We start from the raw sequence: 13528 nt of genomic DNA, 5'->3' as shown, positions 1-13528 counted from the left end.
GTCAGGCCGTCACCCTGAACGACACCTTGATGATGTTGAACTTGTTGACGGTGGCGGAGTCTTCCCACAGCGCGTCCGGGGTCTGCCAGTAGATGGCGTGGCCCCGGCCCGGGTTGACCCGGCAGCCCATGTTGGAGATGTGCAGGCGGCCGCTGGGGGCCGTGTACCGCCACTGCCAGTCCGCGCAGGCCCAGCCGTCCCGGAAGTTGACCGTGTCGATCCTGACCTGCTCGTAGCCCGGGTACAGCCCGTCCTTGAGCCGCGCCGCCTCCTGCTCGCGCCAGTCGGCGACCGGGTCGCCCTTCGGCGGGTTGAAGGACGTGTCGATCGCCACCTCCCACCGGCCGTCGAGCGGGTCGACGAAGGAGATCATCGACGGGTAGCTGGGCTTCTTCACCGTGCGCACCCAGCCGTCCGGCACCGCGACCGCCCAGCCGTACTTGGCGTCGGTCTCCCAGTGGAAGCCGGCCGGCAGGTCCATCACGGTGCCGCCGAAGGTGCCGCGGACGTCTGGCGACGCGCTCGCGGTGGGACTGCCCGACGCCGGGCTCGCGGCGCCGGACGTGGCGGGCCCCGCCCCCAGCCCGGTGGCCTGCGCGCCGGTCGGCAGCGTCTGCGGCGGGTCGTCGCCGGAGTCGGCGATCAGGATCACGGCCCCGACCAGCAGGGCCAGCGCGACGAGGACCGCGGCGATCCAGCGGCCGCGGTGCTGTCCGGGCGGCACCGTCTCGACATCGTCGCTGACCGGCACCACCTCGGGGGCGGGAACCCCGCCGCGGGAGTAGAGGCCGGCGCCGACGGGCGCGCTGCCGCGGGCCTTGCCGGGGAAGTCGGTCCGGGCCGGCGTGGCGTCCGCGACCTGCGCCGGGCTGTCCTGATCCAGGCCCGCGGGCGGCGAGCTGACCGGCGCCTCGGGCCGCGCCGACCCCCCGCCGAGCGGGTGCGACGAGCCTCTCGACGAGCCGCTGGAGGAGCTGCGCAGGCCCGAAGGTTGACCTTCCCGCGAGCGGCGCGGCCGGGGCAGCGCGGGCAGGGTCCAGGACCAGGCACGGCCCTCCCCCGACGCGGCCCGCTGCAGCAGCCGCTCGGTCTCGGCGACGCCCGCGCGCGCCTTCGGGTCCTTGCGCAGCAGCGCGTTGAGGACCGGCTTCAGCACGCCCGCGCGGGTCGGCGGGTCGGGGTCCTCGGTGGCGAGGGCCGTCAGCGTCGCGTACGTCGTGGAGCGCGCGTACGGCGAGCGGCCCTCGACGGCGGCGTAGAGCGTGGCGCCGAGCGACCACAGGTCGGACTCCGGTCCGGAGGTGCCCTCTCTCGCGCGCTCCGGGGAGATGTACTGCGGGGACCCGAGGATCAGGCCGGGGCGGGTGACGGCGCCGTCGCCGCCCTCGAAGACCGCGAGGCCGAAGTCGGTGAGCACCACCCGGCCCGTGTCGGCGAGCAGCACGTTGCCGGGCTTCACGTCACGGTGCAGCACCCCGGCGGCGTGCGCGGCCTTCAGCGCGTTGAGCACGGCGAGCCCGATCTGCGCGACCCGCTCCGGCGGCAGCGGCCCGTCGTCGGTGATCACCTGATGGAGTGACCGCGACGGCACGTACTCCATCACGATCCACGGTGCCTGCTCGGTCTGCACGACGTCGTAGATCCGCACGACGTTCGCGTCGTTGAGGCGGGCCGCGGCGCGGGCCTCCCGGAGGGTGCGCAGCCGCAGCTCCTCGCGCTCGTCGGCGGTCAGCCCCTCGGGCGGGATGACCTCCTTGATCGCGACGTCGCGGCGCAGCATCTCGTCGCGGGCGAGCCACACCCGGCCCATGCCACCGGCGCCGAGCGACTCGATCAATCGATAGCGCTCAGCGATCAGGGACGTGGACTGCGTCATCACCACAGACGCTACCGAACGAGCGCACGTTCCAGACAGCCCGGACCTGGGCGAGATCACCCGTCTCAGTCGGTGCGGGACCGCAAGACCATGATCAATAGGATGACGAGGCCGATACCGACCAGACCGGCGCCGATCAGGGCCACCGGCAGGACCCGGAACGTGTCGAGGACCTTCTGCTGGGTCGGCGCCCTGTCATCGGCGGTGAAGGTCACCGTGACCGTCACCGTGTACAGGTCGACGTCGGCGCCGGCCTCCTCGCCGACGACGACGGTGCCGGGGATCGGCAGCGGCGCGTTGCCCGGCGCGGGGTCGACCGTCGCGCCGACGGACACCGCGGCGCCGGCCGCGGCGGGTGTCGCCGGGCGCTGCACCGTGCACTTCGCCGGGTCCAGGAAGCCCAGCGGCGTGGGCAGCGACGCCTCGCTGTTGTCGTCCCCGGGCAGCACGACCCGGCCGGTCGAGCCGTCGGTGCAGTCCACGTCCAGCACGATCGGGCCGTCGCGGCCGCTGGTGCTGCCCGCGAAGCGGACGGTGACCTGCAGCTGGTGCGCCTCGACGAACAGGTAGGACGCGGTGCACTTCGCGGCGGGCACGGCGGCGGTGAGCGGCACGACGTCGGCGCCGACGTTGGGCACGTCCTGCGACTCGCCCGGGTCGCAGGCGAACGAGCTCAGCCGCCAGCTGCCCTCGACCGTCGCCAGGGGCGGCAGCGGGGTCACCACGTAGTCGCCGAGCGGCAGCGCCGCCGGGACACCCTGGGCGATCGCGGCCTCGCCGAACGCGGTCGTGGTCGCCACCCCGGACCAGCCGGGCGAGCCCTCGCCGCGCGGCGCGATCACGAACGACGCCGCGCCGATCCCGCCGACCGTCACCGACCGCAGCTGGATGCTGCCGCCCTTGCGGGTCACCCGCAGCGTGCAGTCGGTCGGGGCACCGGCGGCGACCATGACGGTGACGGACATGCCCTCCGGCTTGAGCTCGGTCGCCCCGCAGCCGACCCCGGTCAGCGACCACGCGTCGGTCTCGCCGGCCGGGGCGGTGAGCGTCACCGGGTACGCCCCCGGCGGCAGCGTGCTCAGGTCGGCGCCGGTCGCGACGGTGGCGGAGCCGTCACCGGCCGGCGCGGCCTGCAGCAGGCGCGGCGGGTCGGCCCCGCCGCCCGAGGCGACGGACAGGTTGAACGCGCCGCCGGACGCGTCGCCGAACAGCCGCAGCGTCAGCCCCGGCGGCGCGGCCGGCGGGGTGTAGGTGAACGTGCAGGTGACGACCTCGCCGGGGGCGAGCGTGACGGTGGCGGTGCCCGTCGGCAGGTCGGTGGCGGTGAGACTGCGCCCGGCGCCGCTCTTGCCGCAGCTCAGGTCGGTGAGCGTCCAGCCCGCCGGGGTCCGCGACACGACCGTGCCGGGCTGGCCGCCGGAGCTGCGCACCAGGGTCGCGTCGGTCTTCGCGTCGGCGTGGATCCGCTTGTCGGCGGCGTAGCTGGCGGAGGCGTCGAACGCGAACCGCTGCTGGTAGCCGGCCGGGGCCGTCGTGCGGGCCTTCACCACGAGCGTGGCCGGGGCCTGCGCGGACTTCACGTAGTACGCGAAGCAGAGCACGTGCCGCGTCCCGGCGGGGAAGCCGAGCCACTGGACGTTGCCGCCGGCGTGGCCGTCGGCGCCGCAGCGCAGGACGCCGAACCCGTACCCGGGCAGCGCCGCGGTGAGCAGCGGGTCGCCCGGCGTGCCGCCCTGCACCCACAGCTGCCGGTGCGAGGACGCGCTCGCCTGCTCCGGGGTCAGCTGCAGGGTGACCGCGCCGTCGATGAGCTTGTCTGTCTTGTGGCCGGCCGCGTCCAGCAGCGGCACCTGGGCGGCGGTCGCGCCGGAGTCGACCGCCGGCATGGTCACCGTCGACAGCGCGCCCTTCTTCTCCTGCCCGGGCCCCAGCGAGAAGTGCCAGCCGGGCAGGGCGGTGCAGCCGGCCCCGTTGGCCGCCTCGACGGCCGGGTCGACCGCCTGGCCGTCCTTGTACGCGCTGGCGCGGCCGGGGGCGGACGCCGCCTCGATGCGGTCGTCGCGGACCCGGTTGGCCATGACGTCGTCGTACGAGCCGCAGGAGCGCGCCGCGAACGTGATCTGATACCGCAGCGACGCGGACACCGACGCCGGCTGCTCGCCCTCACGCGCTGCGGACACCCCGGGCAGCAGTGCCGCGAGGAGCGCGCCGACGATGAGCATCGATACGACCCGGAATGGGACGTTTGTCAATGCGCCCCCCAAACTCGCCATCGACTCCCGTTCCGCTTGAGTATGCGCCGCCGATGCATGCGTATGCTCGCAGGACGGCAACGTTTCGCGTACTTTCCGGGAGGTCCTGTGGCCGAGGAACCGCTGTTCAAGGTCGTCCGCGGCACGCCGACGGCCGAGGAGGTCGCGGCGATCGTCGGGGTGCTCTTCAGCCGTCCCGCCGCCGCGGCGGTGGCTCCTCAGCCGGTGTCGCGCTGGCGCCAGAGCGCCCGGCCGGCGTCTCGTCCCCGCTGGCGCTAGCGCCGCCACCCGCCGGGGGTTCGCCGGCAGTGGGATCGTTCACCGGGGGCTCGTCCACCGGGGGCTCGTCCACCGGGGGCTCGTCCACCGGGGGCTCGCTCGCCGGTGGCCGGCCGGTCGGCGGGCGCCGGCGTGGGATGACGATCGGCGGCAGGGCCGGCAGCGTCGGCCAGCGGCGGGCCTCGCGCTCGTCCTGCAGGAACTCCGCCTGGGCGAGCGTCGGCAGGTCCTCGACCAGCTGCTGGCCGCACGAGCGGCAGATCAGCGCCGCGGCCGGCACCCGGTCGTAGCAGAACGGGCACTGCCGCTGGTCCAGCGACCTGCCCCGCTCCACGCCGATCCAGGTCATGAACTTGATGATCACGAACAGGGCGACCGCCAGCAGCAGGAACTGCAGCAGGTCGTTGAGGAACACGCCGTACTTGATCGGCGTGCGGTGCAGCGTGATCTTCAGTTGCTGGAAGTCGGGCTCACCGACCACGGCGGCGACCGCCTGCAGGAACAGGTTGGTGACGAAGGACTGGACGAGCGTGGCGAAGGCCGATCCGATGATGAAGCCGAGGGCCAGGTCCAGGACCGAGCCGCCGATCGCGATCGCCTTGAACTCAGCCCAGAGCTTCCGCATGGCCGCGATGGTACTAACGTCCGTCCCGTGAAGACGTTCATCCTCGCCTCTGCCAGCCCCGCCCGCCGCCGGCTGCTGCAGGCCGCCGGAATCGAGCCGCGGGTCATCGTGAGCGGTGTCGACGAGTCCGCGATCCAGGCGGCCGGCGGCGCCGCCCTCGCCGGCACGCTCGCCGAGCTCAAGGCCCTCGCCGTCGCCGAGTCAGCCGGGGTGGCGGGCACCGACGCCCTGGTGCTGGGGTGCGACTCGGTGCTCGAGCTCGACGGCGACGTGCTCGGCAAGCCGGCCGACGCCGACGAGGCGGTCGCCCGCTGGAAGGCGATGCGCGGCCGCTCCGGCGTGCTGTACACCGGCCACTGCCTGATCGACGCCGAGTCCGGCAGCAACACGTCGAAGACCGTCGGCACCGTCGTGCACTTCGCGGAGCCCGACGAGGAGGAGATCGCCGCGTACGTGGCGACGGGCGAGCCGCTGCACGTGGCCGGCGCGTTCACCATCGACGGGCTCGGCGGCGTGTTCGTCGACCGGATCGAGGGCGACCACGGCAACGTCGTGGGCCTGTCGCTGCCGACGCTGCGGGTGCTGCTGTCGATCCTCGGGGTCCGCATCACCGACTTCTGGCGGGGCAGGATCGAATCATGACGAGACAGACACTTGCCCTCACCGACGCGCTGCACGCGTATGTCGTCGCCAACGGCAGCGAGCCCGACGACCTGGTCCGCGACCTGATCGAGGAGACCGCGGCGGCGCTGCCGCGCGACGCGGGCATGCAGGTCGCGCCGGAGCAGGCGGCGCTGCTGACGATGCTGACCCGGATCAGCGGCGCCCGGCAGGCCCTGGAGATCGGCACGTTCACCGGGCTGTCGTCGATCGCGATCGCCCGCGGCCTCGCCGAGGGCGGCCGGCTGACCTGCCTGGACGTGTCGGAGGAGTTCACGTCGATCGCCCGGCGGTACTGGCGGCGCGGCGGCCTCGACGACCGCATCGAGCTGCGGATCGGGCCCGCCGCGGAGACCCTCGGCGCGCTGCCGGCCGAGCCGCACCTCGACCTGACCTTCATCGACGCGGACAAGACCGGCTACCTGGGCTACTGGGAGGCGGTCGTGCCCCGGACGCGGCCCGGCGGCCTGATCCTGGTGGACAACGTGCTGCGCCACGGGCACGTGCTCGACCCGGACCCGGGCGACCACGGCACCCTCGCGATCGTCGAGTTCAACCGGCGGGTCCTCGCCGACGACCGGGTCGAGTCGGTGCTCATCCCGATCGCCGACGGGCTCACACTGGCTCGGCGGCTCTGACCGGCGCCGCGGTCTGCGCGGTCTTGAGGGTGGCGCGCCCCGTGAGCCTCTCCAGGCGCGTCACCACCGCGGCGCTCAGCAGCAGGAACGCCGGGACGAGCAGAAACGCGGTGTGCGGCCCGACCCGGTCGGCGAGCGAGCCCAGCGCGAACGGCGCCACCGCGAAGGAGATCCCGACGGCGAACGAGGCACGGGCCGCGGCCAGGTCCGGCTGCCCGTCGGAGTGGGCGAGGGCGAGGCCGATCCCGAGCGGGTAGTGCAGGCCGCAGCCGAGCCCGCAGCCGAACAGGCCCGCCATCGCCAGCCAGGGCACGGTCGCCGACCAGAACAGCGCGAACCCGGCGGCGGACACGGCGAGCGCCGCCAGGAGCATGCGGGTCGGGCGGTACCGCAGCAGCAGCCGCCCGCCGACGATCCTCCCGGTCACCATCCCGGCGATCATGGTCGACACGGCCGCCGTCGCCACCCCGGCGGACACGTGGGCGTGGTCGCGGAGCACGTCGCTGCCCCACAGCGTCAGGCAGACCTCCACCGAACCGGTCGCGAACAGGCTGGTCGCGGCCAGCCAATACGTGGCGGGGAGCCTGCGGGCGCGCCGGCCGCCGGCGGTGTCGTGCTGGAGCGGCTCGGGTGCCCGTACACCGGCGAACACCGCCAACAGGACGGTGGGGACCACCACGAGGACAAGCCCGGCCCGCCACCCGAGACCGGTGCCGTAGGCGAACCCGACGACCAGCGGCGCGACCAGGCCGACGGCGGCCGCGGCGGCGTTGGCCTCGCTGATCGCGGCCGGCCCGGCGGTCCCGTGGTGCTCGGTGAGCGCCGCGACGATGCCGTTGACCAGCAACGACCCGCCGAAGCTCGCGAGGGTGGCGAACGTCAGGGTCAGCGCCAGGTGGTGCGCGGCGAACATGCCCGCGGCGGCGCCGCAGATCAGCGTCAGGCCGCTCCAGATGAGGCGGTGTCGCCCGTACCGGCGGGTCAACGCCGGAATGACGGCGCCGCCGACGATGCCGCCGACGGCGAACCCGGTCCCGTGCAGGCTCGCGAGGGTCCTGCTGATGTGCAGCTCGTCGCGCAGCAGCGGGGCGACCGGCCCGAACCCGTAGAGGAAGTAGCACCACAGGGACAGCTGGACGTAGATCACCCAGGTGAGGCGGTCGCGGACGAGTTTGGGCACCGCCTGACGGTGACACGGCCCCTCCCGTGGCGGAAGGGGCCGTGACGGTGATTGCCGTTACCGGTAAAGTCGACCGGCCTAACGGACGCCCCTGGCGAAGGCGCGGGAGGCCCAGACCACGGTGATCAGGGTCAGGCCGCCGATGACGACGCCCGCCTGCCAGACCGAGTCGGCGCCGGGGTTTCCGGCGAAGAGGGCCCGGACGCCGTCGGTGGCCCACGAGAACGGGTTCCAGTCGGCGACGCGCTTGAGCCACGCCGGGGCGAACGTGAGCGGCAGCAGGATGCCGGCGGTCAGCAGCAGCGGCTGCGAGATCGTGTTCAGCAGCGGCGCGAGGGCGTCCTCGCTGCGCAGCTTCAGCGAGATCGCGTAGGAGAACGCCGACAGCATCAACGAGATGACCGCCATCAGCGCGAACGCGGCGAGCACGTCCAGGATGCCGACGCTCAGGCCGAACCCGACCGCGACGATGACGATGAGCGCCGCCTGGAACAGCAGCGACACGACGTCGCGCAGCGAGCGGCCGACCAGCAGCGCCAGGCGGCTGACCGGGGTGACCCGGCTCCGCTCGATGACGCCGGCGCGCAGCTCGGCGATCAGCCCGAAGCCGGTGAACAGCGAGCCGAACATGGCCAGCAGCACCAGCAGGCCCGGCACGAACAGCTCGTACGCCTCGGCGTTGGTCTTCACGCCGAGCGCCGGTTTCAGCAGCGGCGCGAAGAGCAGGAGGTAGAAGAGCGGCTGGATGACCCCGACGATCAGCCACACCGGCTGGCGGAGCATGAGCTGCATCTGGCGGGCGAAGACGAGCCAGGTGTCACGGAGGAATTTCATCGCTACTCAGCTTTCCCGAAGTGAACGGCCGGTCTTGGTGAGGAAGACGTCGTCGAGGCTGGGGCGGTGCAGCTCCATCTGGGTGAGCTGCACGCCGGCGTGGTCGAGCACGCGGAGGATGTGCGGGATCGCGACGGCGCCCTCGTCCACGTACAGCCGGAGCTCGTTGTTGGCGTGTTCTTCGAGCTTGCGGACGTAGTCCTGGTTCCTGAGCAGCGCGATCGCCGTTTCAGCGGAGGCTCCGGCGGTGCCGACGGTCACGACGTCGCCGGCGACCTCGCGCTTGAGCGCGTCGACCGTGCCCTCGGTGACGATCTCGCCGTGGTCCATGATCGCGATCCGGTCGCAGAGCGCGTCGGCCTCGTCGAGGTAGTGGGTGGTAATGAAGACCGTCATGCCCTCGGCGCGCAGGCGGCGCACCTCGTCCCACATGTGGGCGCGGCTCTGCGGGTCGAGGCCGGTGGTCGGCTCGTCGAGGAAGACGACCTTCGGCCCGTGGATGATGCCGAGCGCGATGTCGACCCGCCGGCGCTGGCCGCCGGAGTAGGTCTTGGTCTTGCGGTCGGCGTACTCGGTGAGCTGGAACGCCGCGAGGGCCTTGTCGGCCCGCTCGAGCGCCTCGGCCTTGTGGATGCCGTAGAAGCGGGCCTGCAGGACCAGCTCCTCGCGCGCGGTGCTCTCGTCCCAGGTGCTGCCACCCTGGGCGACGTAGCCGATCCGGCGGCGCACCTCGCCCGGGTGCTTGAGCAGGTCGGCGCCGGCGATGACCGCCTCGCCGCCGTCGGGCGTGATGAGCGTGGCCAGCATCCGCAGCGTCGTGGTCTTGCCCGCGCCGTTGGGGCCGAGGAACCCGTAGATCTCCCCCTCCCGGACGGAGAGGTCGACCCCCCGGACCGCCTCGACGACCTTGGTCTCCCGACCGGCCCGTGAGCGGTACGACTTCCGCAGACCCTTCGTCTCGATCATGACGGTCTCCCCTGTCGTCTGTGTGCTACGCGGGTCAACCTAACGCGATATAAACCACTAGTCAAGCGCGTTATATATCGCGTTTTAAATCTCGTCCTCGTCGTCCTGCGGGTCGCCGAACTGCTCACGGATCGCCGCGCGCCAGGCGTCGGGGCTCTGCCCACCCTCGTTGAAGTGCGCACCCTCTCCGGCCTCGACCCGCGCGGCCACGTCCTGGCACCAGCGGGCCTCCGCCTCGGCGCGCACCGCCGTGAGCTCCAGCTGCCAGCCCACGTGCGGCGGCTTGTCGGCGACCCACTCGTCGATGCTGTCGCGATAGGTTGCAACCCAGTCGTTGAGGAGCCGTGCCCGGGCCCGCAGCGCGCCGACCGCCTCGGGGCGCGGCAGCGACGGCAGGAAGGCGAAGGCGGCCTGGAAGGGGTCGACCGGCTCCGAGTACTCCCACCAGTACCGGCGCAGCATGGCCTGATACTCGACCTCGCCGGCCTTGGTCAGCTGGTACCTCGTGCGGGCCGGACGCCCGTCCACCTGCTCGGTGTCGACCGGCTCGAGCAGGCCTTCCTCGGTCAGCTTGCGCAACGCGTGATAGATCGATCCCGGCTGGACATTGGCCCAGCTCTCCACGTTCCAGCTGGTCAGCTCCTTGCGGATGTCGTAACCGTGGACGGGCTGCAGGTAGGAGATCAGTCCCATGATCATCAAACGCGTAGTAGACACGACATAAGTTTAATAGGGCCGGTTTGACTATGACATTGTTGGCAGCGGGACTTGTCGTACAGGTCGCTTAGACTGCGGCTGAGGGTTACCCAAGGGAGCGTTCAGCGTGCGCAAGGTTCTGATTGCCAATCGGGGCGAGATCGCCGTCCGCGTCATCCGCGCCTGCCAGGACGCGGGTCTGGCCAGTGTCGCGATCTACGCCGACTCCGACCGCGACGCGCTGCACACCCGCCTCGCCGACGAGGCCTATGCCCTGGGCGGCGACACCCCCGGCGCGTCCTACCTGCGCATCGAGAAGGTCGTCGAGGTCGCCCTCACCGCGGGCGCCGACGCCGTCCACCCCGGCTACGGGTTCCTGTCCGAGAACGCGGACTTCGCCCAGGCCGTCATCGACGCCGGGCTGACCTGGATCGGCCCGACCCCGCAGGCGATCCGCGACCTCGGCGACAAGGTCACCGCCCGGCACATCGCCCAGCGCGCCGGCGCGCCCCTCGTCCCCGGCACCGCCGAGCCCGCCCGCGACGCCGACGAGATCGTCGCGTTCGCCCGCGAGCACGGGCTGCCCGTCGCCATCAAGGCCGCCTTCGGCGGCGGCGGCCGCGGCCTGAAGGTCGCCCGCACGCTGGAGGAGATCCCGGCGCTCTTCGAGTCCGCGACCCGCGAGGCGGTCGCCGCCTTCGGGCGGGGCGAGTGCTTCGTCGAGCGCTATCTGGACCAGCCCCGCCACGTCGAGGCCCAGGTCCTCGCCGACCAGCACGGCAACGTGATCGTCGTCGGCACCCGCGACTGCTCCCTGCAGCGCCGCCACCAGAAGCTCGTCGAGGAGGCGCCCGCGCCGTTCCTCACCGACGCCCAGCGCGCCCAGATCCACGAGTCGGCGAAGGCGATCTGCCGCGAGGCGGGCTACCACGGCGCCGGCACCGTCGAGTATCTCGTCGGCAACGACGGCACCATCTCCTTCCTCGAGGTCAACACCCGCCTCCAGGTCGAGCACCCGGTCAGCGAGGAGACCGCCGGCATCGACCTGGTCCGCGAGCAGTTCCGGGTCGCCGACGGCGAGAAGCTCCGCTTCGACGAGGACCCCGCCCCGCGCGGCCACTCCATCGAGTTCCGCATCAACGGCGAGGACCCGGGCCGTGGCTTCCTGCCCGCCCCCGGCACCGTCACCACCCTGCGCCTGCCCACCGGCCCCGGCGTCCGCGTCGACACCGGCATCGAGTCCGGCAGCGTCATCGGCGGCAACTTCGACTCCCTCCTCGCCAAGGTCATCATCACCGGCGAGACCCGCGAGCAGGCCCTGGAGCGCGCCCGCCGCGCCCTGGACGAGATGGTCGTCGAAGGCATGGCCACCGCCCTGCCCTTCCACCGCGCCGTCCTGCGCGACGAGGCCTTCACCGAGTCACCCTTCCGGGTGCACACCCGCTGGATCGAGACCGAGTGGGTCAACACGGTGCCGCCGTTCACCGCTCCCTCCGGCGACCTGCCCGCCGCCGAGGAGCGCTCGACGGTGGTCGTCGAGGTCGGCGGGAAGCGGCTGGAGGTGTCGCTGCCCGCGGGCTTCGGCGCCGGCCCCGCCGTCGCCGCCCCCGGCTCGCCGGCCCCGCGCCGCCGCTCGGGCACGAAGAAGCAGTCGGGCGCCGCGAGCGGCGACGCCCTCGCCAGCCCCATGCAGGGCACGATCGTGAAGATCGCCGTGGCCGAGGGCGACACAGTCGCCGAGGGTGACCTGATCGTCGTCCTGGAGGCGATGAAGATGGAGCAACCCCTCAACGCCCACAAGGCGGGCGTCGTCACCGACCTCGCAGCCACCGTCGGCGAGGTCGTCTCCGCCGGCGCCGTCATCGCCACCCTGAAGTAGCCGCCTCCACCACCACCCAGCCGCTCCACCCCACACCGGCACCGCCGCTCAAGCCCCGCGATTCCGGCGGCGCGCTCGCGTTCTCACCTGCGCGGCATTGCCGCACCCACCTCGGCCCAGCGGACACCACTCAGCGGCCCCATGACCGATCTCCCCGAGCGGAACTCCAAGGCGCATCTGTCCTGGTGAGACCCTGTTCGCTGGCCCCCACCAGCATGATCGACGGACGAATCCGGCCACCCGCACAACCAGAACCATCCTCGGATCACGGGAGGCACCGGCAACCCCGGCAGCCCAGGGCGAACCTCCGTCACCGCCGACCGGACGAAGCGGATCAATCACCGGAATTCCCGCACTATCGGGCACGCCACAACCTTCTCAGGGCCATGACCGCGAACACCACACCGCTGGGCGCGGCAGCACACCGCAGTTGTCCACTCAAGCAGCCCCGACCACCACACCCCCGCACGACCCACCTCCCCGACCGATGATCGACGGACGAATGCGGCCACCCCGCACGACCAGAACCGTCCCTGGATCACGGGGAGGCACCGGCAACCCCGGCAGCCCAGGGCGAACCTCCGTCACCGCCGACCGGACGAAGCGGATCAATTAGCAGAATTCCCCCACCACCAGGCGCACCAGACCCCTCAGGGCCCACCGCTGGACGCGGCGGTACACCGCAGTCGTCCACTCAAGCAGCCCCGACCACCACACCCCGCACGGCCCACCTCCCCGACCGATGATCGAAGGACGATCCGGCCACCCGCACAACCAGAACCATCCTTGGATCACAACGGGCAGCGCCGCGAACCCGGCAAGCCCCAAGACCAAACCTCCACCACCACCACCACCGACCCGACACAGCGGATCAACCACCAGCGTGATCGACGGACGGATCCGGCCACCCACACGACCAGAACCATCCTTGGATCACGACGGGCAGCGCCGGCGACCCGAAACCGGCAGCCCTCAGGGCGAACCTCCATCACCGCCGACCGGACGAAGCGGATCAATCCCCCATCACCGTGCAGGCCACACCCCTCAAGGCCATGACCGCGGAACACCGCACCGCTGGGCGCGGCGGCGCATCGCAGTCGTCCACTCAAGCAGCCCCGACCACCCACACCCCGCACGGCCCCCCGACCGATGATCGACGGACGGATCCGGCCACCCGCACGACCAGAACCGTCCTTGGATCACAACGGGCAGCGCCGCGAACCCGGCAAGCCCCAAGACCAAACCTCTACCATCACCGACCCGACACAGCGGATCAACCACCAGCATGATCGACGGACGGATCCGGCCACCCACACGACCGGGACCGTCCTTGGATCACAACGGGCAGCGCCGGCGAACCCGGCAAGCCCCAGGAGTAAACCTCCATCACCACCGACCCGACACAGCGAATCAACTACCGGCATGATCGACGGACGGATGTGGCGACCCGCACGACCGGGACCGTCCTTGGATCACGGGGGCGGGGCGCCGCGCTGCTGGGCGTAGGCCTGGGGTGGCCACGGGATGCGGCGCGGATGCGGCGCTTGCCCTGGCTCGCGTCTCGGCGCGGGCAGTGCGTCGCGGAGCGGCGCATTGGGGTGCGGGTGAGAATCCCCGCCGGGACCCGCCGCGCAGCGGTGGGG

General features: G+C 72.3%; 11 protein-coding genes. 4 read left to right on the top strand and 7 right to left on the bottom strand.

What is annotated here, in order from left to right; all coding sequences use genetic code 11:
- Nucleotide 1: 1 nt before the first annotated feature.
- Both AB0I21_RS24915 and AB0I21_RS24910 read right to left on the bottom strand, forming a co-directional pair.
- Nucleotides 2–1876, bottom strand: coding sequence for a serine/threonine-protein kinase (locus tag AB0I21_RS24915; RefSeq protein WP_360564570.1), 1875 nt, complete (start codon nucleotides 1874–1876; stop codon nucleotides 2–4).
- Nucleotides 1877–1941: 65 nt separating this feature from the next.
- Nucleotides 1942–4098, bottom strand: coding sequence for a hypothetical protein (locus AB0I21_RS24910; protein WP_360564568.1), 2157 nt, complete (start codon nucleotides 4096–4098; stop codon nucleotides 1942–1944).
- Nucleotides 4099–4191: 93 nt separating this feature from the next.
- Here AB0I21_RS24910 and AB0I21_RS24905 point away from each other — a divergent pair, with 93 nt between their 5' ends.
- Nucleotides 4192–4407 (top strand): acyl-CoA carboxylase subunit epsilon, encoded by a 216-nt coding sequence (locus AB0I21_RS24905; RefSeq protein ID WP_360564695.1) that lies wholly within the window; start codon nucleotides 4192–4194, stop codon nucleotides 4405–4407.
- Here AB0I21_RS24905 and mscL read toward each other — a convergent pair.
- Nucleotides 4316–5032, bottom strand: coding sequence for a large conductance mechanosensitive channel protein MscL (gene mscL / locus AB0I21_RS24900; RefSeq protein ID WP_360564566.1), 717 nt, complete (start codon nucleotides 5030–5032; stop codon nucleotides 4316–4318). The genes AB0I21_RS24905 and mscL overlap by 92 nt on opposite strands.
- A 27-nt stretch (nucleotides 5033–5059) precedes the next feature.
- On the opposite strand from mscL, the gene AB0I21_RS24895 reads away from it, so the two are divergent.
- Both AB0I21_RS24895 and AB0I21_RS24890 read left to right on the top strand, forming a co-directional pair.
- Entirely contained in the window at nucleotides 5060–5674 is a 615-nt protein-coding gene (locus AB0I21_RS24895; RefSeq protein WP_360564564.1) for a nucleoside triphosphate pyrophosphatase, read from the top strand.
- Complete coding sequence (locus tag AB0I21_RS24890; RefSeq protein WP_360564562.1) at nucleotides 5671–6330, top strand: O-methyltransferase; 660 nt, start codon at nucleotides 5671–5673, stop codon at nucleotides 6328–6330. Before AB0I21_RS24895 ends, AB0I21_RS24890 begins: the two co-directional genes overlap by 4 nt.
- On the opposite strand, the gene AB0I21_RS24885 is transcribed toward AB0I21_RS24890, so the two are convergent.
- From AB0I21_RS24885 to AB0I21_RS24870, 4 genes are all read right to left on the bottom strand, one after another.
- Nucleotides 6308–7510 (bottom strand): MFS transporter, encoded by a 1203-nt coding sequence (locus AB0I21_RS24885; RefSeq protein ID WP_360564560.1) that lies wholly within the window; start codon nucleotides 7508–7510, stop codon nucleotides 6308–6310. The two genes, AB0I21_RS24890 and AB0I21_RS24885, sit on opposite strands and share 23 nt — an antisense overlap.
- A gap of 78 nt (nucleotides 7511–7588) precedes the next feature.
- Nucleotides 7589–8344 carry an ABC transporter permease gene (locus tag AB0I21_RS24880; protein WP_360564558.1) on the bottom strand — a complete coding sequence of 252 codons (756 nt, stop codon included), beginning with the start codon at nucleotides 8342–8344 and terminating at the stop codon, nucleotides 7589–7591.
- A 6-nt stretch (nucleotides 8345–8350) separates the two neighbouring features.
- On the bottom strand, nucleotides 8351–9310 hold the full coding sequence (locus AB0I21_RS24875) for an ATP-binding cassette domain-containing protein (RefSeq protein ID WP_360564556.1): 960 nt from the start codon (nucleotides 9308–9310) through the stop codon (nucleotides 8351–8353).
- Between the two features lie 84 nt (nucleotides 9311–9394).
- Nucleotides 9395–10009, bottom strand: coding sequence for a PadR family transcriptional regulator (locus AB0I21_RS24870; protein WP_360564554.1), 615 nt, complete (start codon nucleotides 10007–10009; stop codon nucleotides 9395–9397).
- Between the two features lie 124 nt (nucleotides 10010–10133).
- On the opposite strand from AB0I21_RS24870, the gene AB0I21_RS24865 reads away from it, so the two are divergent.
- The gene (locus AB0I21_RS24865; protein WP_360564552.1) at nucleotides 10134–11885 is read left to right on the top strand and encodes a biotin carboxylase N-terminal domain-containing protein; all 1752 of its coding nucleotides are present in this window, start codon (nucleotides 10134–10136) and stop codon (nucleotides 11883–11885) included.
- Nucleotides 11886–13528 lie beyond the last annotated feature (1643 nt).

Source organism: Dactylosporangium sp. NPDC050588 (genome assembly GCF_040654975.1).
GTDB lineage: Bacteria > Actinomycetota > Actinomycetes > Mycobacteriales > Micromonosporaceae > Dactylosporangium > Dactylosporangium maewongense.
This window is presented reverse-complemented; position numbering and strand designations above follow the sequence as displayed.